Origin of the sequence: Pantoea vagans (assembly GCF_001506165.1) — a bacterium.
Lineage (GTDB): Bacteria > Pseudomonadota > Gammaproteobacteria > Enterobacterales > Enterobacteriaceae > Pantoea > Pantoea vagans_C.
In genome coordinates, this window is the sequence record NZ_CP011427.1 from 300,550 (window position 1) to 326,296 (window position 25,747).

At 55.3% G+C, this 25,747-nt stretch carries 30 protein-coding genes and 1 other RNA gene; 19 read left to right on the plus strand and 12 right to left on the minus strand.

What is annotated here, in order from left to right:
• The first annotated feature begins 19 nt into the window (after nt 1-19).
• Complete coding sequence (locus LK04_RS01495) at nt 20-1,579, plus strand: methyl-accepting chemotaxis protein (RefSeq protein WP_039331589.1); 1,560 nt, start codon at nt 20-22, stop codon at nt 1,577-1,579.
• A gap of 16 nt (nt 1,580-1,595) precedes the next feature.
• Here LK04_RS01495 and LK04_RS01500 read toward each other — a convergent pair whose 3' ends face one another.
• The gene (locus LK04_RS01500) at nt 1,596-1,817 is read right to left on the minus strand and encodes a helix-turn-helix transcriptional regulator (protein WP_324609337.1); all 222 of its coding nucleotides are present in this window, start codon (nt 1,815-1,817) and stop codon (nt 1,596-1,598) included.
• A gap of 161 nt (nt 1,818-1,978) precedes the next feature.
• Between LK04_RS01500 and LK04_RS01505 the strand changes: the two genes are divergently transcribed.
• Nucleotides 1,979-2,242 carry a helix-turn-helix domain-containing protein gene (locus LK04_RS01505; RefSeq protein WP_039331412.1) on the plus strand — a complete coding sequence of 88 codons (264 nt, stop codon included), beginning with the start codon at nt 1,979-1,981 and terminating at the stop codon, nt 2,240-2,242.
• Between the two features lie 50 nt (nt 2,243-2,292).
• On the opposite strand, the gene fbp is transcribed toward LK04_RS01505, so the two are convergent.
• Complete coding sequence (fbp, locus tag LK04_RS01510) at nt 2,293-3,297, minus strand: class 1 fructose-bisphosphatase (protein WP_039331410.1); 1,005 nt, start codon at nt 3,295-3,297, stop codon at nt 2,293-2,295.
• A gap of 166 nt (nt 3,298-3,463) precedes the next feature.
• Here fbp and mpl point away from each other — a divergent pair, with 166 nt between their 5' ends.
• Nucleotides 3,464-4,819 (plus strand): UDP-N-acetylmuramate:L-alanyl-gamma-D-glutamyl-meso-diaminopimelate ligase, encoded by a 1,356-nt coding sequence (gene mpl, locus LK04_RS01515; protein WP_039331408.1) that lies wholly within the window; start codon nt 3,464-3,466, stop codon nt 4,817-4,819.
• Between the two features lie 93 nt (nt 4,820-4,912).
• Here mpl and yjgA read toward each other — a convergent pair whose 3' ends face one another.
• A complete protein-coding gene (yjgA, locus tag LK04_RS01520; RefSeq protein ID WP_039331406.1) occupies nt 4,913-5,461 on the minus strand; it encodes a ribosome biogenesis factor YjgA in 549 nt (182 codons plus the stop codon).
• 116 nt (nt 5,462-5,577) lie between these two features.
• On the opposite strand from yjgA, the gene pmbA reads away from it, so the two are divergent.
• The 11 genes from pmbA to LK04_RS01575 all read left to right on the plus strand — a co-directional run bounded on the left by pmbA (nt 5,578) and on the right by LK04_RS01575 (nt 15,144).
• Nucleotides 5,578-6,918 (plus strand): metalloprotease PmbA, encoded by a 1,341-nt coding sequence (gene pmbA, locus LK04_RS01525; RefSeq protein ID WP_039331404.1) that lies wholly within the window; start codon nt 5,578-5,580, stop codon nt 6,916-6,918.
• 71 nt (nt 6,919-6,989) lie between these two features.
• Nucleotides 6,990-7,376 carry a cytochrome b562 gene (gene cybC, locus LK04_RS01530; RefSeq protein WP_039331402.1) on the plus strand — a complete coding sequence of 129 codons (387 nt, stop codon included), beginning with the start codon at nt 6,990-6,992 and terminating at the stop codon, nt 7,374-7,376.
• Between the two features lie 254 nt (nt 7,377-7,630).
• Nucleotides 7,631-7,969 (plus strand): glycine dehydrogenase, encoded by a 339-nt coding sequence (locus tag LK04_RS01535; protein WP_039331400.1) that lies wholly within the window; start codon nt 7,631-7,633, stop codon nt 7,967-7,969.
• Between the two features lie 17 nt (nt 7,970-7,986).
• Nucleotides 7,987-8,343 carry an SFCGS family glycine-rich protein gene (locus LK04_RS01540; RefSeq protein ID WP_009087404.1) on the plus strand — a complete coding sequence of 119 codons (357 nt, stop codon included), beginning with the start codon at nt 7,987-7,989 and terminating at the stop codon, nt 8,341-8,343.
• A 2-nt stretch (nt 8,344-8,345) separates the two neighbouring features.
• The gene (locus LK04_RS01545) at nt 8,346-8,645 is read left to right on the plus strand and encodes a DUF4312 family protein (protein ID WP_039331394.1); all 300 of its coding nucleotides are present in this window, start codon (nt 8,346-8,348) and stop codon (nt 8,643-8,645) included.
• A gap of 25 nt (nt 8,646-8,670) precedes the next feature.
• Nucleotides 8,671-9,447 (plus strand): DUF4311 domain-containing protein, encoded by a 777-nt coding sequence (locus tag LK04_RS01550; protein ID WP_039331392.1) that lies wholly within the window; start codon nt 8,671-8,673, stop codon nt 9,445-9,447.
• A gap of 12 nt (nt 9,448-9,459) precedes the next feature.
• Entirely contained in the window at nt 9,460-10,107 is a 648-nt protein-coding gene (locus tag LK04_RS01555) for a DUF4310 family protein (protein ID WP_039331390.1), read from the plus strand.
• A gap of 130 nt (nt 10,108-10,237) precedes the next feature.
• Complete coding sequence (locus tag LK04_RS01560) at nt 10,238-11,371, plus strand: amidohydrolase/deacetylase family metallohydrolase (RefSeq protein WP_039331388.1); 1,134 nt, start codon at nt 10,238-10,240, stop codon at nt 11,369-11,371.
• Nucleotides 11,355-12,476 (plus strand): DgaE family pyridoxal phosphate-dependent ammonia lyase, encoded by a 1,122-nt coding sequence (locus tag LK04_RS01565; protein WP_039331386.1) that lies wholly within the window; start codon nt 11,355-11,357, stop codon nt 12,474-12,476. The genes LK04_RS01560 and LK04_RS01565 overlap by 17 nt, the downstream gene beginning before the upstream one ends.
• Entirely contained in the window at nt 12,473-13,210 is a 738-nt protein-coding gene (dagF, locus tag LK04_RS01570) for a 2-dehydro-3-deoxy-phosphogluconate aldolase (protein WP_039331384.1), read from the plus strand. Before LK04_RS01565 ends, dagF begins: the two co-directional genes overlap by 4 nt.
• Nucleotides 13,211-13,233: 23 nt before the next feature.
• Nucleotides 13,234-15,144: a BglG family transcription antiterminator gene (locus LK04_RS01575; RefSeq protein WP_039331381.1), complete on the plus strand. Its 1,911-nt coding sequence runs from the start codon at nt 13,234-13,236 to the stop codon at nt 15,142-15,144.
• A gap of 153 nt (nt 15,145-15,297) precedes the next feature.
• On the opposite strand, the gene LK04_RS01580 is transcribed toward LK04_RS01575, so the two are convergent.
• Nucleotides 15,298-16,197 carry a LysR family transcriptional regulator gene (locus LK04_RS01580; protein WP_039331379.1) on the minus strand — a complete coding sequence of 300 codons (900 nt, stop codon included), beginning with the start codon at nt 16,195-16,197 and terminating at the stop codon, nt 15,298-15,300.
• 129 nt (nt 16,198-16,326) lie between these two features.
• On the opposite strand from LK04_RS01580, the gene LK04_RS01585 reads away from it, so the two are divergent.
• On the plus strand, nt 16,327-17,028 hold the full coding sequence (locus tag LK04_RS01585) for a pirin family protein (RefSeq protein ID WP_039331377.1): 702 nt from the start codon (nt 16,327-16,329) through the stop codon (nt 17,026-17,028).
• Between the two features lie 70 nt (nt 17,029-17,098).
• On the opposite strand, the gene dolP is transcribed toward LK04_RS01585, so the two are convergent.
• Genes dolP through LK04_RS01605 form a run of 4 tightly spaced genes read right to left on the minus strand, consistent with a single transcriptional unit; the run spans nt 17,099 to nt 20,686 of the window.
• The gene (dolP, locus tag LK04_RS01590) at nt 17,099-17,671 is read right to left on the minus strand and encodes a division/outer membrane stress-associated lipid-binding lipoprotein (protein ID WP_039331375.1); all 573 of its coding nucleotides are present in this window, start codon (nt 17,669-17,671) and stop codon (nt 17,099-17,101) included.
• A gap of 14 nt (nt 17,672-17,685) precedes the next feature.
• Nucleotides 17,686-18,273: a DnaA initiator-associating protein DiaA gene (gene diaA / locus LK04_RS01595; RefSeq protein ID WP_007890352.1), complete on the minus strand. Its 588-nt coding sequence runs from the start codon at nt 18,271-18,273 to the stop codon at nt 17,686-17,688.
• A 14-nt stretch (nt 18,274-18,287) separates the two neighbouring features.
• The gene (locus tag LK04_RS01600; RefSeq protein WP_039331368.1) at nt 18,288-18,683 is read right to left on the minus strand and encodes a YraN family protein; all 396 of its coding nucleotides are present in this window, start codon (nt 18,681-18,683) and stop codon (nt 18,288-18,290) included.
• Entirely contained in the window at nt 18,641-20,686 is a 2,046-nt protein-coding gene (locus tag LK04_RS01605; protein WP_039331366.1) for a penicillin-binding protein activator, read from the minus strand. Before LK04_RS01605 ends, LK04_RS01600 begins: the two co-directional genes overlap by 43 nt.
• Before the next feature lie 62 nt (nt 20,687-20,748).
• Between LK04_RS01605 and rsmI the strand changes: the two genes are divergently transcribed.
• The 4 genes from rsmI (at nt 20,749) to mdtI (ending at nt 23,201) form a co-directional block, all read left to right on the plus strand.
• Nucleotides 20,749-21,612, plus strand: coding sequence for a 16S rRNA (cytidine(1402)-2'-O)-methyltransferase (gene rsmI / locus LK04_RS01610; RefSeq protein WP_039331364.1), 864 nt, complete (start codon nt 20,749-20,751; stop codon nt 21,610-21,612).
• A 33-nt stretch (nt 21,613-21,645) separates the two neighbouring features.
• Nucleotides 21,646-22,024: RNase P RNA component class A (gene rnpB, locus LK04_RS01615), an RNA gene on the plus strand.
• Nucleotides 22,025-22,534: 510 nt separating this feature from the next.
• On the plus strand, nt 22,535-22,885 hold the full coding sequence (gene mdtJ / locus LK04_RS01620; RefSeq protein WP_039331363.1) for a multidrug/spermidine efflux SMR transporter subunit MdtJ: 351 nt from the start codon (nt 22,535-22,537) through the stop codon (nt 22,883-22,885).
• A complete protein-coding gene (gene mdtI, locus LK04_RS01625) occupies nt 22,872-23,201 on the plus strand; it encodes a multidrug/spermidine efflux SMR transporter subunit MdtI (protein WP_039331360.1) in 330 nt (109 codons plus the stop codon). The genes mdtJ and mdtI overlap by 14 nt, the downstream gene beginning before the upstream one ends.
• A 197-nt stretch (nt 23,202-23,398) precedes the next feature.
• Here mdtI and LK04_RS01630 read toward each other — a convergent pair whose 3' ends face one another.
• The 4 genes from LK04_RS01630 to LK04_RS01645 all read right to left on the minus strand — a co-directional run bounded on the left by LK04_RS01630 (nt 23,399) and on the right by LK04_RS01645 (nt 25,747).
• Nucleotides 23,399-24,373 (minus strand): glutathione S-transferase family protein, encoded by a 975-nt coding sequence (locus LK04_RS01630; protein WP_039331358.1) that lies wholly within the window; start codon nt 24,371-24,373, stop codon nt 23,399-23,401.
• A gap of 80 nt (nt 24,374-24,453) precedes the next feature.
• Nucleotides 24,454-24,864 carry a DoxX family protein gene (locus LK04_RS01635; RefSeq protein ID WP_039331356.1) on the minus strand — a complete coding sequence of 137 codons (411 nt, stop codon included), beginning with the start codon at nt 24,862-24,864 and terminating at the stop codon, nt 24,454-24,456.
• A gap of 206 nt (nt 24,865-25,070) precedes the next feature.
• A complete protein-coding gene (locus LK04_RS01640) occupies nt 25,071-25,355 on the minus strand; it encodes a YqjK-like family protein (RefSeq protein ID WP_039331354.1) in 285 nt (94 codons plus the stop codon).
• Entirely contained in the window at nt 25,352-25,747 is a 396-nt protein-coding gene (locus LK04_RS01645) for a phage holin family protein (RefSeq protein WP_039331351.1), read from the minus strand. The genes LK04_RS01640 and LK04_RS01645 overlap by 4 nt, the downstream gene beginning before the upstream one ends.

Genomic DNA, 25,747 nt, shown 5'->3' on the forward strand with positions numbered 1-25,747 from the left:
ACACACGGGAATGATCATGATCAGACAACTATCAATACGTACCGCTTTGCTTGCGTTGTTGGCCATCATGACGGTGATGCTGTTAGCCGTCAGCGCCATGGGTATTTATGCCATTAATGCTGGGAATCAATCACTGGACGCATTAAACCGCATCCAGGGAATTGAGCTGAACAAGTTGTATCAAAGCCGCTCTGAACTGATGCGTGCACGCGCCAATGCGGCGTTGGCGGTACGCAAAATCGAAATTGGTTTGTTGGACGACGGCACGAAAGTGACCAATCAAGCGCAGGCCGCTGTGGATAGCTCACACGCCTTACTGAAAGCCTTTGTCGATGCGGGCACGGTCACCGCTCAGGGGAAAACCTTGGCGGACGCCGTTGTCGCAACCTATGCCATCTACGACAAAGAGGGCATCACGCCGATGATGGATGCTCTGAAAAAGCAGTATACCGATGAGTATTATCAGGTGCTGGAAGGGAAGCAGTCGCAGCTGGCGGCCAACTACTCGAAAGCGGTGAATGATTTCAGCCAGTATGCCGATCAAGTCTCCGCTGCGCGTTTGCAGCAAGCGGCAGATAACGAAGTGCAGATGAAAGTGATGATTGGCGTGGTGATGGTACTGACGCTGCTGCTGATCGTCCTGGCCTGGCAGCTGTTACGCCGATCTTTGCTGCGTCCTCTCGACAGCGCCATTGCGCATCTGGAGCAGATTGCGGCAGGCGACCTCTCGCAGCCGTTACCCGCTGCGGGCAGCAATGAAATTGGTCGTCTTAATCAGGCACTGTCCGATATGCAGCTGGCGTTGCGTGATTCCGTCAGTCAGGTGCGTGAAGCCAGCTTGCAGATTGATGTGGGCAGCCGTGAACTGGCGGCAGGCACCGTGCATTTGTCACAGCGCACTGAAGAGTCGGCGGCGTCGCTGGAGCAGACGGCGGCCAGCATGGAGCAGCTCACTGCAACGGTACGTCTCAATGCCAGCAACGCACAGCAGGCAAACCAGCTAGCCAGCAATGTCTCGACCAGCGCGGATCGCGGTGCCGAAGTAGTGGGCTACGTGATGGAGAAGATGCAGGAGATCACGCAAAGCTCGAACCGCATCGGCGATATTCTTAGCGTTATCGACGGCATTGCTTTCCAGACCAATATCCTCGCGCTTAACGCATCGGTTGAAGCCGCACGTGCCGGGGAGCAGGGGCGTGGTTTTGCCGTGGTCGCTAACGAAGTGCGCACCCTGGCCGGGCGCAGTGCCACCGCCGCGAAAGAGATCCGCGAGCTGATCAGTGAATCCCAGACGCGCGTCAAAGAGGGCAGCGACATGGCCACGCGTGCGGGGGAAACCATGGATGAGATCTCCACTGAAGTGATGCGCGTGACGTCACTGATGAAAGAGATTTCGATTGCCTCAGAAGAGCAGAGTCGTGGCATTGAGCAGGTGAATCAGGCGGTGACGCAGATGGATGAAGCCGCGCAGCAGAACGCCGCGCTGGTGGAAGAAGCCAGCGCCGCCACCCAGTCACTGGAAGCGCAGTCGCAGCAGTTGCAGGAGTCGATGGCGCAGTTCCGCGTGGTCGCCGCGTAATCAGGTGGCAACGTGCTTATGGCACGTTGCCACTCTTACCTTCAGAAAAGCGCAGGATCATCTCGGCTAATCGGTCATCTTCAGCCAGAAAATAGGCGGCAGAGATATCCAGCGCCTTCGCCAGTAATTGCAGTGTCAGCAAATCGGGCTGATGCACCCCCACTTCATAGCGATTGATACGCGCGCTGGCGGAAAACTCTTCTATTCCTGCTGCAATTCCCAACCTTTTTTGCGACAAATTCTTAGCAAGACGCGCATGTTTCAGGCGTCTACAGAAAGTGTCTTGCAGGGATGAGGTTGGTTTCATAACTACGAGAATCGTAGATTTACTGCTTGTCAGATACTACGAGTAACGTAGTATCGTTAAGTGAACCTATAACGATAACTAAGGAGAGTGACGTGGGTGAAAGCAAGCAGGACTGGCATCAGGCCGATATTATTGCCGCCTTACGAAAGAAAGGGACTTCATTAGCTGCGGTGTCCCGCGAGGCGGGTTTGTGCTCAACGACGCTGGCCAATGCCTTAACGCGATCGTGGCCGAAAGGTGAGTGGCTGATTGCTGAAGCTATTGGTGTGGCACCGAATGAGATATGGCCAAGCCGATACTACTCACCACAAGGTGAGCTGATTGACCGTCAGGCAAAAAGACGAAAGATGAAATGAGCCAACAAAAAGCCCGCTACATTGAGCGGGCTTTTTCACATCAATACAACTTACGCGTGGCTGTCCGGGAATTCACGGATGAAGCGCTCAACGTCATCGACCATCGCATCGTTGCCGCAGAAGAACGGGCAACGCTGGTGCAGCGTTTCAGGCTGAATGTCGAGGATACGATGCTCACCGTCACTGGCTTTACCGCCGGCCTGTTCCGCCAGGAACGCCATTGGGTTGCACTCATACAGCAGACGCAGCTTGCCTTTCGGGTGGCTGGCGGTGCTTGGATAGAGATAGATGCCGCCTTTCAGCAGGTTACGGTGGAAGTCTGCCACCAGTGAACCGATGTAGCGCGACGTGTACGGGCGCTTGGTCGCTACATCTTCTTCCTGACAGAATTTCAGGTATTTCTTCACGCCCTGTGGGAAGCGAATGTAGTTACCTTCGTTGATCGAGTAGGTATAACCTTTCTCTGGGAAGGTCATGCGCTCGTGGCTCAGGCAGAACACGCCGAGAGACGGATCGTAGGTAAACGCATGCACGCCCACACCTGTGGTGTAAACCATCATGGTGGAAGAACCGTACACCACATAACCGGCGGCGACTTGTTTGTTGCCCGGCTGCATGAAGTCCGCTTCGGTGATCGGGGTGCCCGGCTCACTGATGCGGTGATAGATAGAGAAAATGGTACCAACGGAAACGTTAACGTCGATGTTTGAAGAACCATCCAGTGGGTCCATCAACACCACATATTTACCGTCCTCTGAACCTTCAAAGATGACAAACTCATCTTCTTCTTCAGAAGCGATACCGGCAACCACGCCACGCGCTTTCAGGGCAGCTTTCAGTTTTTCATTCGCGAACAGGTCCAGCTTCATCTGCTGTTCACCCTGCACGTTTTCCACGCCGCTGGCACCGAGAATATCCACCAGACCCGCTTTGTTAATGTCGCGGTGGATAATCTTAGCCCCAAGCTTGATGGAGGAAATCAGCGCCGTCAGTTCACCTGTGGCGTGAGGAAAGTCGTGTTGCTTCTCGACGATGAATTCGCCTAACGTTTTCATAACACATTCCCTGAATCTACGGTGGAGTGGTAGCAGCTGTAACACGCTACCAACGTATGAGCGCAGTTTAGCCGATTGAACTTTAAAAACCATAGTCCTAATCCGTTTCTTCCCACTCTGCTCGGGGTTACACTGTGCGCCGAACTTTTGAGTAATGGGTCTCTTTATGCGTATTCACATCCTTGGGATTTGTGGCACTTTCATGGGCGGACTGGCGATGCTCGCCCGTTCACTGGGACACGAAGTGACCGGTTCAGACGCCAATGTCTACCCGCCGATGAGCACCTTGCTGGAGCAGCAAGGCATTGAATTGACAGAAGGTTATGATGCCAGTCAGCTTGTTCCGCAGCCGGATTTAGTGATCATTGGCAACGCCATGACGCGCGGCAATCCGTGTGTGGAAGCGGTACTGGAACGCAACATTCCGTACCTGTCAGGCCCACAGTGGCTGCACGATTTCGTGCTGCGCGATCGTTGGGTGTTGGCTGTGGCGGGCACCCACGGAAAAACCACCACCGCAGGCATGGCAGCGTGGATTCTGGAGGCCTGTGGCCTTGAGCCGGGCTTTATCATCGGTGGTGTGCCAGGAAACTTCGACGTTTCGGCAAAATTAGGAAAAAGTCCATTCTTCGTCATTGAGGCGGATGAGTACGACAGCGCGTTCTTCGACAAACGTTCTAAGTTTGTCCATTACTGCCCGCGCACCCTGATCCTCAACAATCTCGAATTCGATCACGCCGATATCTTTGACGATCTGCGTGCGATCCAGAAACAGTTCCACCACCTGATTCGTATCGTGCCGGGACAGGGTAAGATCCTGCTGCCAGAGCACGATCACAATCTCAAGCAGGTGATGGCGATGGGCTGCTGGAGCGAGCAGGAAACCGTGGGCGACAACGGTCACTGGCAGGCGAAAAAATTGACGCCGGACTCATCACACTGGGAAATCTGGCTCGACGGCGAGAAAGTCGGCGAAGTGAACTGGGCGCTGGTGGGCGAACACAACATGCACAACGGGCTGATGGCGGTTGCCGCCGCTCGTCACGTGGGCGTGAAACCCGTGGATGCAGGTGAAGCGCTCAGCAGCTTTATCAATGCACGTCGTCGCCTGGAACTGCGTGGTGAGGCGAATGGCATCAAGGTGTACGATGACTTTGCACACCACCCCACGGCGATTCACGCCACGCTGGCGGCGCTGCGCAGTAAAGTCGGTGGCACGGCGCGCATTCTGGCAGTGCTGGAGCCACGCTCTAACACCATGAAGATGGGCGTCAGTAAAAACGATTTGGCACCGTCACTGGGCCGTGCTGATAACGTGTTCCTGTTCCAGCCACATCATATTCCGTGGCAGGTGTCGGATGTGGCGGAAGCCTGTGTCCAGCCAGCCAAGTGGAGCGCGGATATCGATACGCTGGTAGAGATGGTGGCGAAAGAAGCCCAGCCAGGAGATTCCATTCTGGTGATGAGTAACGGCGGCTTTGGTGGTATTCATCAGAAACTGCTGGAGCGATTGGGGCGTTAAGTTTGCGGTGGCCATAAATGGCCACCCTACAAGGTATGCAATCTCATTGCAGGGTCGCCATTCATGGCGACCTTTTTAATGAGCGCAGCGGACCTACGCTTCTGCCAACTCGCGCAGATACTGGAAAATCTGACGGGCTGATTTAACCGGCTTGTTCGCGGCTTTCTCTTTCTGCGCATTACGGATCATGCTGCGCAACTGCTGACGGTCAGCGTCTGGATAGAGGGCAATCACCTCTGCCACGGCGTCATCGCCTTTCTCAATCAAACGATCGCGCAACTGCTCGAGTTTATGGAACAGCGCAACCTGCTGGTTGTGGCGGTTCTTCAGCTTATCCAGCGCCTGACGGATCGGATCTTCATCGCGCGCGCGCAACATCTTACCGATCAGCTGCAACTGGCGGCGACGGCCTTCCTTCTTAATGCGCTGTGCCAGTTCAATGGCGGCACGCAGATCTTCGTCGAGGGGGATCTTATCGAGGGAGTTTTTCCCTAAATCCACTAACTCGGCACCGAGGCGTTTTAGCTCTTCGGCGTCGCGTTTAATTTCGCTTTTACTGACCCAGATAATCTCATCGTCTTCATTTTCTTCGTTTTGATTATCCGGCACATCGTCGAGCCAGTCATCGGGCTGCTTGGTCATCTCTTGGCTCCCTAAAAAAAAGAGGCTAATCCTACCAGTTTATCGGGCGACTGCGAAATTGTTCTCTGAGTCTGATAGACTCAATAAATTCATACTTAAGATTAGACGGCAGGTCGATGAACGTATCTACTCAGGTTGCAGAACAACGTAAAGTGTTAGAACAGGCTGTCGCGCAGGCGCTGGAACTGGCGAAAGCCAGCACCGATGGTGCAGAAGTGGCGGTCACGAAAACCACCGGCATCGGCGTCAGCACCCGCTACGGCGAAGTCGAAAACGTCGAATTCAACAGCGATGGTGCGCTCGGCATCACCGTCTATCATCAAAACCGCAAAGGCAGTGCTTCCTCAACCGACCTTAGCCCGGATGCGATTAAACGCACCGTGCAGGCGGCGATCGATATTGCCCGTTACACCTCGGTTGATCCTTTTGGTGCGCCCGCCGATCCCGATCTGCTGGCCTTTGAAGCGCCAGATCTTGATCTCTACCATCCTTGGGAGATCGATGCCGATCGCGCTATCGAACTGGCCGCTCAGGCAGAGCAAGCGTCACTGCAGGCGGATAAGCGCATCACCAATACCGAAGGCGGCAGCTTTAACAGCCATGTCGGCATCAAAGTGTTTGGTAACAGCCACGGCATGCTGCAAAGCTACTGCTCAAGCCGTCATTCACTCTCCAGCTGCGTAATTGCAGAGCAAGATGGCGATATGGAGCGTGACTACGCCTACACCATCGGTCGCTCATTGGACGACCTGAAAAGCGCGGAATGGGTGGGGCAGGAGTGCGCGCGTCGCGTGTTGTCACGTTTAGCGCCGCGTAAGCTGTCGACCATGAAAGCACCGGTAATCTTCGCGCCAGAAGTGGCGACCGGTTTGTTCGGTCATCTGGTGGGCATGATCAGCGGCGGCAGCGTTTATCGCAAATCGACCTTCCTGCTGGATTCACTGGGCAAACAGATTCTGCCGGAATGGCTGACCATCGAAGAGAAACCGCATCTGCTGAAAGGGCTGGCTTCCACGCCGTTCGACAGCGAAGGTGTGCGCACTCAGGCGCGTGACATCATTAAAGATGGCGTACTGCAAAACTGGCTGCTGACCAGCTATTCGGCGCGCAAGCTTGGCTTGCAGAGCACCGGTCACGCGGGCGGCATCCATAACTGGCGCATTGCAGGCCAGGGCCACAGCTTTGAGGATCTGTTGAAGCAGATGGGCCGTGGTTTAGTGGTCACCGAAATGATGGGTTCCAGCGTCAGTGCCATGACAGGCGACTACTCACGCGGCGCGTCAGGTTTCTGGGTTGAAAACGGTGAAATCCAATATCCTGTGAGCGAGATCACAATTGCGGGCAACCTGAAAGACATGTGGCTCAATATGGTAACCCTCGGTAACGACATTGAAACGCGCAGCAATATACAATGCGGGTCGGTGCTGCTGCCGGAGATGAAAATCGCCGGACAATAAAACATCGCTTCCTGAAAGCAGCCCAAGTGGCTGCTTTTTTATTAGCCCGACAATAATAAAAGGATATACCGATGCGTAAGCATGTGATTGCAATGTTGTCTCTCTCGCTGTTGTTCTCCTCGGCTAGCGTTTTTGCCGCTGACCTGGAGAAAGATATGGATACCTTGAAAGATGGTCTGAGCGTGGTGAAAAAAACCTCCGATGCTCAGGAAATGCAAACTGCACTCGGCAAGATGCGCCAGGCGGCGGAGGATGCGAAAAAATCCACCCCGGAGAAACTGGAAGGTCAGTCGGCTGACAGCGCTCAGATTAAGGATTATCACGCCGGTCTGGATTCGTTGATTGCGCAGATTGATGTCGTTGACCAGTTAGCCAAAGCCAACAAACTGGATGAGGCTAAAACGGAAGCGAAGAAACTGGAAGATATTCGCAACGCCAACCATAAGAAATTCCGCTGATAAACCTGGCCAGCCCTCTGCTGGCCTTATTTCCTTCGCTCACCTCACCGTTTTTTTTCGCCTTATTCCATCACATCACCGCATTTTGTGACCCGTTTCGCACAGTTCGTGCGTACTGCGATCTGGCGCACACTCAGCCGTGGGATTTCCACTTCAAGGTGGAAAAGATGCGTCTCCACAGCGGCCAGCGGAAAGCGTAATTTCTTTTCAACGCGAATTATCTCTAATTGTCCGCAGTAAACAGGAGTAACAAGGTGAGGAGTGAAGCTGTCCCACTGAAGCAAAGTACGCCGGAAGCCATTCAGGCGTTGGCGGATAACGTGATGAAGCAAATTGCGGCGATCTACACCGCACACCAGATTGAAGCCAATGCGGTTCAGCAACAGATGCTGGCTTCACATGTGCGGGCCATGGCCGGGCGCTCCCTCACGGGTGAGGCGCTGCCAGAGGTAGAAGCCGAGCTGTTTGAAGATATCTCGCCAGACACCATGGCGCTGGCGCAGCAGGTGGTGGATCTGTTTGGCAATCTGCCTAAAGAAGAAGCCTGGCTACTTTCGGTGCATATCGAAGTGGCGAAATCGAACGAATCTTGAATTGAGAGGAATTGAACATGGTAACTGTCGTCATTGGTGATCGTCTGGGTAAAGGCCAGAAAGTCGCAGCCGGTATTGAGAAAGCGGGCGGACGTGCCGTCGTGGTACCGGGCGTCGCGGCAGACATGAAGCTGGGCGATGTGATGAAAGCGGAAAACGCAGACTTCGGCATCTCTTTCTGCGGCAGCGGCGGTGCGGGTGCCATCACTGCACAGAATAAATACGGCTACAAAGCGAAACACGGTATGCGTTCCATCGATGAGGGCGTCACGGCCATCAACGAAGGCGCCACCGTACTGGGCTTCGGCTTTATGGATAAAGAAGAGCTGGGTGAACGTCTGGTGCAGGCGTGGAACAAGAAGCACGGCAGCTAAGCATGAAACAGCAATATGACACTCAGGTCACGGTGCAGGGCAAAGGCGACAGCAAAGCAAAAGCCTTTGCCGATGCACTGAGCAAGGTGCAGCAGCAAGTGCTGCGCACCAGTCAAAAGATTCTGTTGCGCATTGAACCCATAGATGTGCGGGTGCTGCGCGCGCAGGAGAGCGTACGCACAGAGAAGTTCTTGTTCTTCTTTCTGGCGCGCGAACGACGGAACTACAGCGTCGAGCTGGAAATTACCGTCAGCGTCACCGTGATCGATACCGACAAGGTGGATTTCATCGCGACGAAATAAAAACGACAACAAAGGGTACAACAACATGTTTCTGATCATTTTGTTTAAGTCGTTGATCATAGGTGGATTGGTTGGCGTTGGGGTAGGAGCGGGCGCAGCGCGCATGTTCCACGCACCGACCACGCAGGGTATGGGCGCATTTCGTACCTTGGGTGAACTCAATTCCTGCGAAGGCGATCCTGCATCGCACTTCTCCTTTGGTCTTGGCTTCTTCTTTAACGCCTGGGCATCGTCAGTGGCTGCGGGTTCCTTCACACAGGACGTTGACCACCGCATTATTCCCAACTGGGGCGCGGCAGCGTTGATGGTGAAAAATCGTAACCTCGCCGAAACCCTGCACAACCCGAAACGCATGGCGATTGCCTGCGGCATCATCGGCATGATCGTAGTGGCATTCCTCAACAGTACCGCTTCTGCGGTGCCCGCGGCATTGCAGGTCACGGCGGTCAAAGTCTTAGTCCCCGCCGCGAACCTGCTGGTGAACACCGTGATGCCAGTGATCTTCTGGCTGGCGGCGATTGATGCCGGTAAGAAATCAGGTTTCTGGGCGACCATTTTTGGCGGTCTGGCGCAGTTGATCATGGGTAACGCAGTACCGGGCTTGGTGCTGGGCATTCTGATCGGTAAAGGCGTGGAAGAGAGCGGCTGGAACAAGGTCACCAAAGTGATGATGTTCGCTATCGTGCTGCTGTTTGCCTTGAGCGGCTTCTTCCGTGGCTTCGACATGAAGCTGCTGCAATCCTTCCAACTGGGTATCCCAGGCTGGCTGGACATGATCCACAACAGCCTGAGCGGCAAATAAGGAGCCTTGAGAATGAACGAGACCGAAAACAAAGGGTTCTGGTATGCCGACTGGTCGTTCCCGATCTTTGTTGGCCTGCTGTCTGCGGGTGTGTTTGCCGGTACGCATATGTACTACCTGTACGGTATTGGCGCGTTTAACGAAGTCGCGTTTGTGTCGATGCTGCGTTCGGGTATGGAAACCGGCGTGTATGGCGCAGTGGCGGCATTTGGTGCCAGTTTCTTGTTTGCCCGCATCATCGAAGGTTCGCTGGTGGGGATCCTCGATATTGGTGGCGCAATCCAGACCGGCGTTGGCCTGGGCGTTCCGGCGCTGCTGCTCGGGGCAGGGATTGTGTTCCCGGTGGCCAACTTCGCCGCTTCACTGGCAACGGGCCTGGTGGTGGGGTTAGCCATTGGTTATCTGATTATCCTGGCGCGTAAGTTCACCATTAATCAGAGCGATTCCACCTACGGTGCGGACGTGATGATGGGCGCAGGTAATGCCTCCGGTCGCTTCCTTGGGCCGTTGATCATTCTCTCTGCGATGGCCGCATCGATTCCAATCGGTCTTGGTTCGCTGGTGGGTGCGCTGCTGTTTTATCTCTGGAACAAACCGATCACCGGTGGTGCGATTCTCGGTGCCATGGTGTTAGGCGCGATGTTCCCGATTTCGTTGTGATTTTTTGTGTGACCAGGTCGCCATTAATGGCGACCCTACAATGGCTCGGCGCGGTTTGTAGGGTCGGCAGTCAATTGCGGCTAGTATTTTGTAGGGTGCGCATTTATGCGCACCTGGCTAAGGAGTTCGCATGTTTGATCTGATTCTGCGCCGCGCGCGTCTGTGCGACGAACAGCTGGTGGATATTGCCATCCAGCACGGCAAAATTGCTGCTGTAGGCGAGGTCAGCGGCCCAGCCCAGCAGGAGCGCGATCTGGCAGGGCGTTACTACGTCAGCGCAGGCTGGATCGACAGCCACGTACACTGCTACCCCAAATCCCCGATTTACCATGATGAAGCTGATGCGATTGGTGTGGCGCAGGGCGTCACCACGGTTGTCGATGCGGGCAGCACCGGCGCGGATCATATCGACGATTTCTATCAGCTCACCCGTTCTGCCACCACTGAAGTACGTGCGCTGATCAACATCTCGCGCACCGGCATCATCACCCAGAACGAACTGGCAGATATGGCGCAGATCGACGGCGAAGCGGTGGTGCAGGCGGTGAAACGCCGTCCAGACTTTATCGTGGGCCTGAAAGCGCGCATGAGCAGTAGCGTGGTGGGTGAAAACGGCATCCAGCCGCTGATTCGTGCCAAAGCCATTCAGCAGGCGGCCGGTAATTTGCCATTGATGGTGCATATCGGAAATAACCCGCCGGTGCTGGAAGAGATTGCCGATCTGCTGACCTCGGGTGACATCATCACCCACTGCTTCAATGGCAAACCTAACCGCATCCTGTCGCCGCAAGGTGAGCTGAAAGCGGCGGTGAAAAATGCCATCGCGCGCGGTGTGAAGTTGGATATCGGTCACGGCAGTGCCAGCTTTAGCTTTGAAGTGGCGCGCCAGGCCATCGCGCAGGGCATTCTGCCTGACACCATTAGCTCGGACATCTATTGTCGCAACCGCATCAACGGGCCGGTACACAGTCTGGCGCACGTGATGTCGAAATTCTTCAGCATCGGTATGACCCTGCCGCAGATTATTGACTGCGTCACGGTGAACGCCGCGGCTGGCCTGCGTTTAGCAGGCAAAGGGCGCTTAACCGCCGGTTATGACGCCGACCTGACCATTTTTACCGTCAAAGAGGAAGCCCGCCCGTTCGTCGATGCTGAAGGCGAACGGGTTCTGGGTGAGCAACATTTGCTGCCGCTGGCCGTGGTTGTCGCGGGTGAGTGGCATCTGACTGATGAAGGGAAAACCAATCATGTCTTCGATTTATGAAAAATATGACCTGAAACAGGTCATCAATGCCTCCGGTCGTATGACCATTCTTGGGGTTTCTACCCCGTCTGCTGATGTGGTGGACACGGTCAGCTACGGTCTGAATCACTACTTCGAGATCAAAGATCTGGTCAACAAGACCGGCGCGTACATCGCGAAATTGCTGGAGGTCGAGAATGCGGTAGTGGTGTCGTGCGCCTCTGCCGGTATCGCGCAAAGCGTGGCGGCGGTGATCGTCAAAGATAACGACTGGCTGCTGGATAACCTGCACGCTGCGCCGCTGACCGTGCCGCACGATATCGTGGTGCCAAAAGGCCACAACGTGAATTTTGGTGCTCCGGTGGGTGCGATGGTAGCACTGGGCGGTGGACGCCTGATTGAAGCCGGTTACAGCAATGAGTGCTCGCCAGAACAGCTGGCGGCAGCCATCACGCCGACCACGGCAGCGCTGCTGTATATCAAATCACACCACTGTGTGCAGAAAAGCCACCTCAGCGTTGAGCAGGCGGCGGTCGTTGCGCGTAAGCACGGTATTCCATTGATCGTGGATGCGGCGGCAGAAGAGGATCTGCAGTGCTACTACCAGATGGGTGCCGATCTGGTGATCTACAGCGGTGCGAAAGCGATTGAAGGGCCAACCAGCGGCTTAGTGATTGGCCGCACCCAGTATGTTGAGTGGGTAAAACGTCAGAGCAACGGCATTGGCCGTGCAATGAAAGTGGGCAAAGAAGGTATTCTTGGCCTGACGCAAGCGATTGAAAACTATCTGGTACAGCCAAAAACTACCGGTGCCGAAATGGTCGCCAATATGACGCCGTTTATCGACCATCTCAATGGGATAAATGGCGTGACCGCTCGCGTGGTGTGGGATGCGGCAGGACGTGATATCGCTCGTGCGGAAATTAAGTTTGATGAAGCAGTCACGGGTTGGCCCACTGGCGAACTGGTGCAGGCGCTGAAAACCGGCGACATCGCCATCTATTTCCGTGGCTATAAAGCCAATGAAGGCATCATTGAAGCCGATGTGCGCAGTGTGAGCGCCGATCAGCTACACATCATCTTTAGCCGTATCCAGGCGTTAATCAGCGGAGGAAAACGCGCATGAGTCTGAACCCTAATTTCTATCAGGACCGTCTGTGCCTCAACGTGCTGGCGGGTTCAAAGCAGAATGCCAAAGAGATTTGGCAGGCAGCGGAAGGCCATGTGTTGGTGGGCGTGCTGTCAAAAAACTACGCCAGCAACGAAGAAGCGATTGCCGATATGCGCGAGTATGCGGCGCTGATCGATAACGCACTGTCCGTAGGGCTGGGCGCGGGCGATCCCAATCAGTCGGCGATGGTGAGTGAAATCTCCGCGGTGCTGCAACCACAGCACGTCAACCAGGTGTTTACCGGTGTGGCAACCAGCCGTGCGCTGCTGGGCCAGAACCAAACCGTCGTGAATGGATTGATCTCCCCGACCGGCACGCCGGGTTTGGTGAAGATCTCCACCGGGCCGCGCAGTTCGCAGGTTGAGGATGCGATTGTGCCAATCGACAGCGCGATTGCCATGCTGCAAGACATGGGCGGCAGCTCAGTGAAATACTTCCCCATGGGCGGTTTGAAAGCGGTGAATGAGTACCGTGCGGTGGCGGAAGCCTGCGCGCGTCACGACTTCTGGCTGGAACCGACTGGCGGTATCGATCTCAATAATTTCGAAGCCATTGTGCAAATTGCGCTCGATGCAGGCGTAAGCAAAGTTATCCCGCACGTCTATAGTTCGATCATTGATAGCGCCACCGGCGACACGCGCATTGACGATGTGCGTCAGCTTCTGGCAACGTGCAAAAAATTGCTGTAACACATCAGTACAGGTGAGGCTCCGTGAGATTTCCCAATCAGCGACTGGCACAACTTTTCGCTGCGCTACAAAACGAAACGCTGCCGCAGGATGAGCTGGCGCGCCGCTTTTCTGTTTCCACGCGCACGGTGCGCACCGATATCACCGCGCTGAATGCGCTGCTAGAGCAACACGGCGCGCAGTTCGTGCTGGCGCGCGGCGCGGGCTATCAACTGAAGATTGACGACGTGGTGCGTTTCGACCGCTTGCAGGAAGAGAGCGCCGCGCCGTTGCGCGTGCCGCGCACTTCGCAGGATCGCGTGCGCTATCTGTTGACGCGTTTCCTCACCGCCGCCTATTCCCTCAAGCTGGAAGATTTGTCGGAAGAGTGGTTTGTCAGCCGCGCGACCTTGCAAAGTGATATGGCGGAAGTGCGCGAGTGGCTCGGCCGCTATCATCTCAATATTGAAACCAAACCGCGTTACGGCATGAAGCTGTTTGGCAGCGAGGCGGCGATCCGCACCTGCCTGACGGATTTACTCTGGCAGATCGATCAGGTGACGCCAGACAGCCCGCTGCTGACGGTTGAAGCATTGCACAGCGGCATGCTGGATCAGTTAAAGCCACTGCTGGAACACTGCTTCGCTCAGCACGCGATTCGCCTTAGCGATGAGGGGGAACGCTATCTGCAAATCTACTGCGCCGTGGCGATACGCCGCATCAGCGAGGGTTTTCCCCTTAACGATCCCGGCGCAGAAGATGTCGGTGATGAAGTGCGTGAAGCGGCGCAGGATTTGGTGAACCTGATGCGACCGCTGGTGGGCAAACCGATCTCGCAGGCGGAAGAAAACTGGTTGCGCGTCAATATTGCTGCGCGCCAGATCCAGGCATTAGCACCTAGCACCATCAATGCCGATGACGCTGATGCGCTGGTCGATTACTTGCTGAATTACATCAACACCCATTACAACTACCGGCTCCAGCAGGATGAACAACTGCGCGCCGATCTGCTCACCCATATCAAGACCATGATCACTCGGGTCCGCTACCAAATCCATATTCCGAATCCCTTGCTGAGCAACATCAAACAGCACTATCCAATGGCGTATGACGTGACGCTGGCGGCGGTGACCAGCTGGGGCAAGTACACGCCTTACAGCATCAGCGAAAACGAGATTGGCTTCCTGGTGCTGCACATCGGCGTCGGGCTGGAACGCCACTACGATGTCGGCTATCAGCGCCATCCGCAGGTGCTGCTGGTGTGTGACAGCGGCAACTCCACGCTGCGCATGATTGAGGCGCTGCTGCTGCGCAAATATCCGCAATTAGTGGTCACGGCGCGTTTGTCGCAGCGTGATTATGAGATGCGCGCGCACATCGACGAAGACTTCGTGATATCTACTGCGCGTCTCAGCGAGAAGAACAAGCCGATTGTGGTGATGTCGCCGTTCCCGACTGAGTTCCAGCTTGAGCAGTTGGGTAAGCTGGTGCTGGTGGATCGCACCCGTCCGTACATGCTGGAGAAGTACTTCGATGCGCAGCACTTTATGGTGCTGGATAAGCCGATGTCACAGTCGGCGCTGTTCGGTGTGTTGTGCGAGCAGCTGGAGCGGGAAGGGTATGTGGATGCCGATTTTTATCCATCGGTTGAAGAGCGTGAAGCGATAGTCAGCACGCTGCTTGGCGAAGGTATCGCGCTGCCGCACTCGCTGGGATTACTGGCGAAGAAAACCGTGGTCTACACCGTGCTGGCACCGCATGGCGTGAGCTGGGGTGATGAAACGGCATCGGTGATTTTCCTGCTGGCGATCAGCAAAAGCGAATACGAAGAGGCGATGGCGATTTACGATCTGTTCGTGACCTTTTTGCGCGAAAGGGCGACCGCACGGCTGCGGGATTGTGGCGATTTCGTCAGTTTTAAAGCGGTGGCGATAGATTGTTTGAGCAGGATGTGAGGGGAGCGTTGGTCTTTCACCCTCACCCCAGCCCTCTCCCGCAAGCGGGCGAGGGAATGTTTAGGGGGTGCACCGTTATCACTCCAGTGCTGGGTCGGCCCCCTCTACCGCTTGCGGGAGAGGGCTGGGGTGAGGGAGTCAGCACGCACCACCCTAACCGCGCTTCGCCAGTAACCGCGGGATCTCACGCAAACACCACGCCTTGGCCTCACCCATACTGTCGCGGCGCCACGCCATAATAATATCCACTTCACGCGTGTATTCGGCACTGACCACTCGCAGACGCCCTTCGGCGATATCCTGCTCTACCATCGGGTAGGGCATGGTAGCGACACCCAATCCTGCCAGCAGCGCACGGCGTTTGTCGTCCATGCTACTGACCGTCAGGCGCTGCTGTTTATCCAGCAACTGCACGGTTAAAACCGGACGCTCGCGCGCGGTATCCGCTACGGCAATACCGCGATACTTCACGCGGGTCACTTCGGACAGCGGCTCGGCTTCCTGATGAATCGGATGATCCGGACTCGCCACGTACACGCTCATGATGCTGTACAGTTTGCGGGTGTTGATTTCGGTCGAGGCGCGAAAATGCATATCTGGCGCAATCACGATATCGGCGCGGCCCTGTTCCAGACGCTCCCACGCGCCCGCCAGCACTTCAGTGACCAGCGAAATCTGCGTATTGGCTTTTTCCGCCAGTTTCTCGACGATGGGGAACAGCAGATTGGTGGGGATCAGCGCTTCCGCCACAATGGTGAGATGGGTTTCCCAACCGCGCGCAAGGGCTTCGGCATCGGTGGTGAGTTTATCGGCCGCTTCCAGTAGCACGCGACCGCGCTCCAACAGCATGCGTCCTACATTGGTAAATTTGGTGCGGTGGCCAGAGCGGTCAAACAGCACTACGTCCAGTTCCTCTTCCAGCTTCTGCATGGTATAGCTCAATGCAGACGGAACACGACCCAGTTCATCGGCCGCTGCGGCAAAGCTGCCACGACGATCAATAGCATCCATCACACGTAAAGCTTCGAGGGTTAACGCGCGGTCTTTTGCCATGCCGGTTCTCTGTCAGTAAATTTGAACATGCCCGGCAGATTAACTGGCTTACAATCTGGCGTCCAGCCTTTTACCATTGGCGTATAAAGCCTGCGTTCGATTATCACCGCAGAGCGTCGGAGGTAATTCATGATGACAACCCGCTGCGCGTCCGCATGTGGCCAAGCCGATTTCGGTTGGTTGCAGGCGCGATACAGCTTCTCTTTTGGCCACTATTTTGATCCTAAAATGATGGGCTACGCGTCATTGCGCGTGCTCAACCAGGAAGTGCTGGCGCCGGGTGCCGCGTTTCAGCCGCGTAGCTATCCGCAAGTCGATGTGCTGAACCTGGTGCTGCAAGGCGAAGCGGAATACCGCGACAGTGAAGGGAATCATCTGATCGCCAACGCCGGGGAAGCAATGCTGTTATCCACGCGTCAGGGCGTGAATTACAGCGAAATCAATCTTAGCAAAGATCGGCCCCTTACGCGTATGCAACTGTGGCTGGCCGCTTGCCCCGAGCGTGAAAATCCGCTGCTGCAGAAAATGACGTTGCCGGAACAAACCTGCTTGCTGCTGGCTTCGCCGGATGGTGCCGAAGGTAGCCTGCAACTACGCCAACAGGTCTGGGTGCATCAGGTGACGCTGGCTCCCGGTGAGCACTACACGGTGAAATTGCATGGCGCACGCGCGTATCTGCAATCGATTCACGGTTCACTGGATCTGCAAGCAAACAGTGCCAATCAGGAACGACTCGGCTGTGGTGATGGGGCGTTTTTGAGTGAAGAGAACCAGATTACGTTACAGGCAAAAACGCCGTTGCGTGCGCTGGTGATTGACCTTCCGGGATGAAAAAGGCAGCCGATAGAGGCTGCCCTGATTTGATAAAGAGGCGCACCGTTGTGCGCCTTTTATTTTGCCGTTACTTCAGAATGGTAAAGGCTGTGGTCACGTGCTTCACGCCGCTGACACGGCTGGCCACATCCGCTGCAGCTGCCGCTTCTTGCTGTGTCACCAGGCCCAGCAAGAACACCTCACCATTTTCGGTGGTCACTTTCACGTTAGATGATTTCACCTGATCGCTGCCCAACAGCTGGGAACGAATTTTGGTGGTGATCCAGGTATCAGAAGAGGAGGTCCCGAGGCTGACTTTCTGGCCGGTACGGATTTCGTTATAGACTTCGGTGGCACCATCGACGCCCATGGCGATCTGTTTCGCGCGGCTCGCCAGATCGGCAGACGGTGACTGGCCGGTCAGCAGCACTTTGCCTTGATACGCGGTGACGACCACACGCGCCTGGTTTTTGATTTGTTCATCTTTCGCCAGCGCGTTAGTGACACGTAACTCCAGCGTACCATCATCCACCTGGGTACCTACGGTACGGGGATCGGTGGCCGTTTTGGTGGCGACAGCGGCACCGCCCGCGACAACGGCGACACAGCCCTGCAGCAGCATGGCGGTTAACAGAATGGCGACAGCGTTCAATGCTTTCATTTGAGCTCCTTCAGTCATTCCTGGTGTGGGAACAAAGTGTTATCAATCAAATCGCACAGGCAATTCAGCGTCAGCATATGCATTTCCTGAATGCGTGCGCTGCGATGTGACGGAATGCGAATTTCCACATCGTGCGGACCCAGCAGGCCCGCCAGCTCACCGCCGTCATGGCCGGTCAGCGCGACGATAGTCATATCGCGAGTAACCGCAGCTTCAACCGCTTTGACAATATCGCGGGTGTTACCACGGGTTGAAATGGCCAGCAGCACATCACCGGCCTGACCAAGCGCGCGAACCTGCTTGGCATAAATCTCATCATGAAGACGATCGTTACCAATCGCCGTCAGCATCACGTTATCAGCACTCAGTGCCAATGCAGGCAGGCTGGGGCGCTCGGTCTCAAAACGATTGATCATGCTGGCGGCGAAATGCTGCGCGTTGGCCGATGACGCACCGTTGCCGCAGCTCAGGATTTTGTTACCGTTCAGCAGCGACTGCACCAGCGTCATGGCCGCGCGGGAAATGGCATCCGGCAGCGCTTCCGCAGCGGCGATTTGAGTCTGAATACTTTCGGTAAAACACGCTTTAATTCTGTCCTGCACAAGACCACCTGGTTCTATCCATCGGCATTAAAGGCATCGGGCAGCCACTCCAGCTCGCGCCCGGTAATGGCAATGATGTCAAAACGGCAATTCACCGTATCGAAACTGCCGCCGCGTGCCAGTAACCACAGTGCGGCGGTACGCAGCAGCTTTTGTTGTTTCTGGCGAGTGACACTGGCAGCCGCACCGCCATATCGCGCATCACGCCGATAGCGCACTTCTACAAACACCCAGCAGTCGGCATCGCGCATGATCAGGTCAATTTCCCCGCTGCGACACCGCACATTGCTGGCGACCCACTGCAGCCCGGCGCGCTCCAGATAGCGACGCGCCTGCTGCTCCTGCTCAGCGCCAATGCGCTGGCGGTTTACTGCACCGGAACGATTTGTCCCTGACGATACTGGTTCCATGCCAACTTCCTGTTGATCACGCAATCCGTGTCGGCGTTCAGTTTGCCCGTGTTGCCATCAATGGCAAAACCCGGCACCTGACGCATCTGGTTAAAGTGATTCGCCAGCGTCCAGGCATCAATGCCCATCGCATAGAGACGAACCAGCGAATAATCGTTGTTAAACGACTTCGCCGCTTGCTGCATCAGGCCAGGATTGCTCCCGGAGAGCAGCGGAATATCGCTGAATTGCAGACCATCCATTTCCAGACGGAAATCAGGGCCTGCACCGGCCTGCGCACTGCGTGAGCTGGCATAAAGCGCGATGTTATTGCGGCTGCTGGTACGCATCGCAATCATCGGCTTGATCAGTTGCAGCTCATCCTGGCTGGCAACGATATACACCGCATCGATGCTGCCGCTGCTGGCATCTGCCGTTGGTGCTGGCGTCGTGGTTTGCGGAGCCGGAATGGTCAGGCCCGCCACGGCTACGCCCGCAGCTTGTGGCTGCTCCACGGTCAGTGGCGTGCCACTCAGTGCGATACCTGCACCGCTATTGATACCCTGTTTCAGCTCAGAAACGCCACCAAAACGTTGTTGCAGCACGGTGGAACCGCCGAGTTTCTGCCACTCCTGGGCAAAGGCTTTGCTCACACGGTCGCCATAGCTACTGCGTGGCACCAACAGTAATGGCTGGCGCTTGCCTTGCTCATAGATATGGTGCGCGGCATCACGCGCTTCGTCTTCAGGAGAAAGCGCAAAATAACAAATATTCGGATGGTTCTGGATCTGTTCTGGCTCATTTAACGCCAGAACATTGAGTGGCGTCTGGCTGTTTACCACGGACTCCACTTCATTTTTCAGCAGCGGACCGACCACGATGGTGGCGCCATCCTGCTGTGCCTGCTGCATCACCTGGGCAATCGGCTGGCTGCTGGTGTCATACACTTTGACCTGCGCGTTGCTGTCTGGCTGAGCAGCCGCGGGCTGAGCAGCGGGCTGTGGCTGTTCAGTCTGAGCCGGGGTGTTTGCTGCCATTGCAGGACTAACCACGGTATTGGCTGCGGCGTTGGCATCAACGGGTTGCTGTGCGGCTGGCTGCGCACTGGCATCGGTAGCGGCCGGTGCAGCAGGCGCTGGCTGAGGTGCGGGAGCATTCAGCACGCCATTTTTCGCATCGTTAAAGCCTTTCTGGATGGCATTAGCGAAGACCTGCGCCTGGCCATTCAGCGGTAACAGCAACGCGATAGTGCTGGTGGAGGCTTTGCTGAAATTCTGCACCTGGCTCAGTGCAGTCGGCAGCGTCTTCGCCGCAGGGTTCAGCGGATAGCGCGTCTGCCAGTCTTTGATGGCCGCTTTCAGCATCTGCGGATCCTGGCTGTTGGTGTGCCAGGTGTTCAGCAGATCCAGCCAGCCTTGCAGGGTATTTTCATCGGCATTGATCACCAGGCTGTTCAGCTGATCTTGCGTCATCTGCGTCAGGGCTTGCCAGGTGGCGTCAATATTGCTCTGGTGGTCGGCACCTTGCAGCAGCGGTTCCTGAGCGATATAGGCGCGTAGCAACGCGAGTGAAGGGCGATTCTGCGCCGCCGCGATTTGCAGCGCGTAGTAGCGCACTTGTTGATCCTGAGACAGACCGTCGGTTTTCACCTGACCGAGTTGCTGCTGGGCACCACCAAAATCTTGCTGACCAATCTGCATCTGAGCACGCAGTAATAGCAGCTCTTGCTGCTGTACAGCAGAGAGCTGTTGCGGCAGTTGAGCGATCTGATCGTTAGCCTGAGGATACTTTCCTTCCTTCAATAGGGCACGGATGGCAAGTAATTGCCAGTCGGTCTTGCTATCATCGCTGCTTTGTTGCACCTGCTGCAGATAATAGTCAGACCGGCCAGTTGCCGGGCCCTGAATATTGACGTTGGAGGTTTGCTGCGGTCCCTGACCGCTACACGCGGCTAAAATTAGCCCAGCGAGAAGAACAGGTACAAAGCGTCCTGCTTTATGACGTACGACTTTTGAAGGAAGCATACTGTATCCAGTGATGTTTTTTTCAAGATGCTCAATATTAAATCGGCAATTCGGATGAAACAATGAAACAACTCGATCGGGCAGAGATTTCTGCCAGCACGCTCTATATCGTTCCTACCCCGATCGGTAACCTGGGTGATATCACGCAGCGTGCGCTGACGGTGCTTGCGAGCGTCGATCTGGTCGCAGCGGAAGATACACGTCATACCGGGCTGTTGCTACAACATTTCGCCATCAATGCGCGACTGTTCGCACTTCACGACCACAACGAACAACAGAAAGCAGAGGTGTTGTTAGCCAGGCTGCAGGAAGGCCAGAGCATTGCACTGGTCTCGGATGCGGGCACGCCGTTAATCAACGATCCGGGCTATCATCTGGTGCGTCGCTGCCGTGAAGCAGGTGTGCGCGTGGTTCCGTTGCCGGGTGCCTGCGCGGCGATTACAGCATTAAGCGCGGCGGGGTTACCGTCAGATCGTTTCTGTTACGAAGGGTTTCTGCCCGCCAAAAGCAAGGGACGTTGTGATGTGCTGCGGTCTCTTGAGAATGAACCCCGCACCCTGATTTTTTATGAATCCACCCACCGTTTGCTCGATAGCCTGCAAGATATGGTGAGCGTATGGGGCGCGGATCGCTATGTGGTGCTGGCGCGCGAAATCACCAAAACCTGGGAAACTATTCAGGGCGCGCCGGTGGGTGAACTGCTGGCTTGGGTGCTGGAAGACGAAAATCGCCGCAAAGGCGAGATGGTGCTGATTGTTGAAGGCCATAAGGCAGATGAAGAAGCCTTGCCTGCTGAAGCGCTGCGCACGCTGGCTCTGCTCCAGAGCGAGCTGCCGCTGAAAAAAGCGGCAGCGCTGACAGCGGAAATTCATGGTGTTAAGAAAAACGCACTCTACAAGTACGCCCTGGAGCAGCAAGAGGCGTGACAAACGCTGACGGATCGCCTATTATCCCGCGCCGAAGCTGACCAGACAGTCGCCGCTTTGTCGTCGTCCTCTTTCGGGGGGAGACGGGCAGAGGGGAGGAAAGTCCGGGCTCCATAGGGCAGGGTGCCAGGTAACGCCTGGGGGGCGCAAGCCTACGACCAGTGCAACAGAGAGCAAACCGCCGATGGCCCAGTAATGGGATCAGGTAAGGGTGAAAGGGTGCGGTAAGAGCGCACCGCGCGGCTGGCAACAGTTCGTGGCACGGTAAACTCCACCCGGAGCAAGGCCAAATAGGGGTTCACAAGGTACGGCCCGTACTGAACCCGGGTAGGCTGCTTGAGCCAGTGAGCGATTGCTGGCCTAGATGAATGACTGTCCACGACAGAACCCGGCTTATCGGTCAGTTTCGACTTTTTAATGGAAAAACCCCGCCTCGGCGGGGTTTTTGCTTTCTGGGACAAGATGAATGACTGTCCACTCCTCTTTCTATGAAAAGAACGCGGCTTATCGGTCAGTTTCGACTTCTTTATGGAAAAACCCCGCCTCGCGGTTTTTTTGCTTTTATTTGTGCTCGTTTCCCAGACCACATTTAATAAATAGCGCCCATCGTAAAGAAATGAAAATCCACCCTAAATCTAACGGCCATATGCCAGAATAAGCGCGTGTTTAACTACCGAGGACAATTATTCATCCACATCGATGAAAAGCAACAACGTGGATAAGTTGTAAAATTATGGACAAAATGAACGCCCCAATGATGGCTATTTTTACTGACCTTCCTGAACACTTCCACTGCTCGATCTACGACCAGCACTGGCGCTTCGCGCTTTAGCGTCACACTCTCCTTATTTAAAAATATTCTTAAATTTCTCACGCGATTATTCCGCGTGATGGCTATCTATTTCTCTTAAGGAGAGAAAGTATGCGTTATTGGATTTTATTAGTTTTAGCCATCCTGGCTGAAATTACCGGCACGCTTTCGATGAAATGGGCCAGCGTCAATGACAATCAATCTGTTTTTATTTTCATGCTGGTGATGATTGCGCTTTCCTATATTTTCTTATCGTTTGCCGTAAAACGTATCGCGCTTGGCGTGGCTTACGCCATGTGGGAAGGGATCGGCATTCTGTTTATTACGCTGTTCAGCGTGATGTTGTTTGATGAAAGCTTATCGGTGATGAAAGTGGCCGGCTTAATTACGCTGGTGGCAGGGATTGTGTTGATCAAATCCGGCACTTTGGCGCGCAAGGAGCGACAACATGGCCACGTTTAATGCTGTGCACCTTGCCTGGCTGGCACTGGCGATTGGGTTGGAGATCATCGCAAACATCTTTCTGAAATACTCCGATGGATTCCGCCGCCCGCTGTATGGCCTGCTGTCTCTCACTGCCGTGCTGGCGGCATTCAGTGCCTTGGCACAAGCGGTAAAAGGAATCGATCTTTCGGTGGCGTATGCCCTATGGGGTGGTTTCGGGCTGGTCGTGACCGTCGCTGCAGGTTGGGTGCTGTTTGGCCAGCGGCTGAACCGCATTGGCTGGCTGGGCGTCGGATTGTTGATTGCGGGGATGGTGCTGATTAAGTTTGCTTAAGCGGGTAAATGCGCCCTCATCCTAACCTTCTCCCGCATGCGGGAGAAGGGAATGACCGAGCGGTTATCAGCCATGAACACATTCTGCCAAACCGCACAAAACAGTCCTGTCTTCCTGTGAAGGGTACCAAACCGCACACAACAGTTCCCTCTCCCTGTGGGAGAGGGCCAGGGTGAGGGCACCCAGCCGTACTATCCTCAGCCGCGGCCGTGCGGCTCATCCCAGTCAAATGCCGGGCCCAGCGAAATCACGCCGCTCGGATTGATGGTTTTGTGGCTGCAATAGTAGTGATGGCGAATGTGCGGCAGGTTCACGGTATCGGCAATACCTGGCATCTGGTAGATATCACGCAGGAAGCCGCTGAGATTGCGGTAATCACTGATACGGTGGCGGTCACATTTAAAGTGAGTGACGTAAACCGGATCAAAGCGCACCAGCGTCGTCCACAAGCGCAGGTCGGCCTCGGTGAGACGGTCGCCTGTCAGATAGCGATGCTGCCCAAGGATCTGCTCCAGCCGTGCCAGCGAATGAAACAGCGCCGTTACTGATTCATCATAGGCTGCCTGGGAAGTGGCAAAGCCGCTTTTGTACACGCCGTTGTTGACCGTGTCGTAAATCCAGCCGTTCAGCTCATCAATCTTGTCGCGTAATTCAATCGGGTAGTAATCACCTGCGCGCGCGCCCTGCGCATCAAAGGCGCTGTTGAGCATGCGAATGATATCGGCAGATTCATTACTGACAATGGTGTGCTGCGTTTTGTCCCAGAGCACCGGCACGGTGACGCGCCCTGTGTAGTGGGGATCGGCATGCAGATAGAGTTGATACAGGAATTCGTTCTGGTAAAGCGAGTCACCGGTGGCGTCCGGGAAATCATCATCGAAGGTCCAACCGTTTTCCAGCATCAATGGATGCACCACCGATACGGAGATCATCTCCTCCAGCCCTTTTAACTGACGCATCAACAGCGTGCGGTGTGCCCACGGGCAAGCAAGAGAAACGTACAAATGATAACGGTCACGTTCGGCGGCAAAGCCTTCTTTGCCGGTGGGGCCGGCATGGCCATCAGCGGTGACCCAGTTGCGCCAGACTGCTTCTGTGCGTTTGAAGCGGCCACCGGTTGACTTCGTATCGTACCAGGTGTCATGCCAGACACCGTCAATCAGCTGTCCCATAAGCCCTCCATAAAGAAAAAGGGCGAGGAATATCCTCGCCCCTGCAAATCAGTATATGTGTTCTGACAATGCTTGTGTGCTTAGCGTGCGGCAGCCGGAGCGAAACGCGCACGAATCAGACGATCAATGCTGTAAGCGCCTGGACCTACCAGACCCAACACCAGGAAACCACCGGCGATGGACAGGTTTTTCATGAACATCAGCTGGTTAACACCTTCCGCGAAGTTGCTGTGGAACAGGAACGCGGTCAACAAGGTGAAGCCAGCGGTGAACAGCGCAGTGAAACGGGTCAGTAAACCGAACAGAATCGCCAGACCGCCGCCGAACTCCAGCAGGATAACCAGTGGCAGCAGGAAGCCAGGGACGCCCATTGACTGCATATATTGTGCGGTACCCGCATAACCGGTGATTTTGCCCCAGCCTGCAGTGATGAACAGAATGGTCATTAATACACGTGCCAGCAACAGGCCTGAGTCTTCGAATTTTTTCATCATTTACTCCAACAAGAATTATGAAGCAGGTTGTTGGCCTGCAAGGTTTTAATCCCGCTGAACCGGATGTAAAAGTTCGTTGGGCTGATGGAGGGAGATGATAGTCGCAGGATGGAACAGTTGTAAGCGAGATAAACTGTCAATGTTGTTCAGGAATTCTGATGAAGAAAAACCGAATCAATTAGATCCGGTTTGAAATGAAGGAATTAGCGAGGTTCGAGCGTGGATTTGATCATGCGCCAGGTGCTCCACAAGCCAAAACCGCGTTTTGCCCAACGCAAAATACGGTTAGGGCTGCGGATAGACCAGATTGCTAACGCGCTGCTGCCAATCGCCAGATAGCGGCGCATGCTGATCAGCGTTAACCAACCGCGATCGTACTGCGCAGTGCTATCCAGCCAGTCCCGGCGACCCGCGCTGAGATCGAGGCGCTGCTGCTGCACCTGGTTAAGCAGTTCATGGATGCGCGCTTCACGTTCGCGGCGGCTCATGAGCGATGCTCCTCCAGCAGCTTGCGATCGGTTTCAAGTTCTTTACGCGTGTGGCGCAGCAGCGTGGACTGACGAGACTTATGCAGCGTCCACAAACCAAATATCAACGCCAAGGCAAACAGCACTGCGGTGGTAATGCCTATCGCCATCAGCCGATATTGCGCATCCACCGCCCAGATGATCAGCACCATCAGGCTCATTAAACCGAAAGCGGTAAACAGCATGGTCAAACCAATCATCAGCAGCATCTGAATCAGATTGGCTTTTTCCTCTTCCAGCTCCGCAATCGCAAGCCGGACACGCGTTTCCACCATGCCTACCAGCGTGGTGACAATGCGCTGACCAATGTTGAAGACCCCTTTGCCTGGGCCGTGGCTCTGACTATCGCTCAT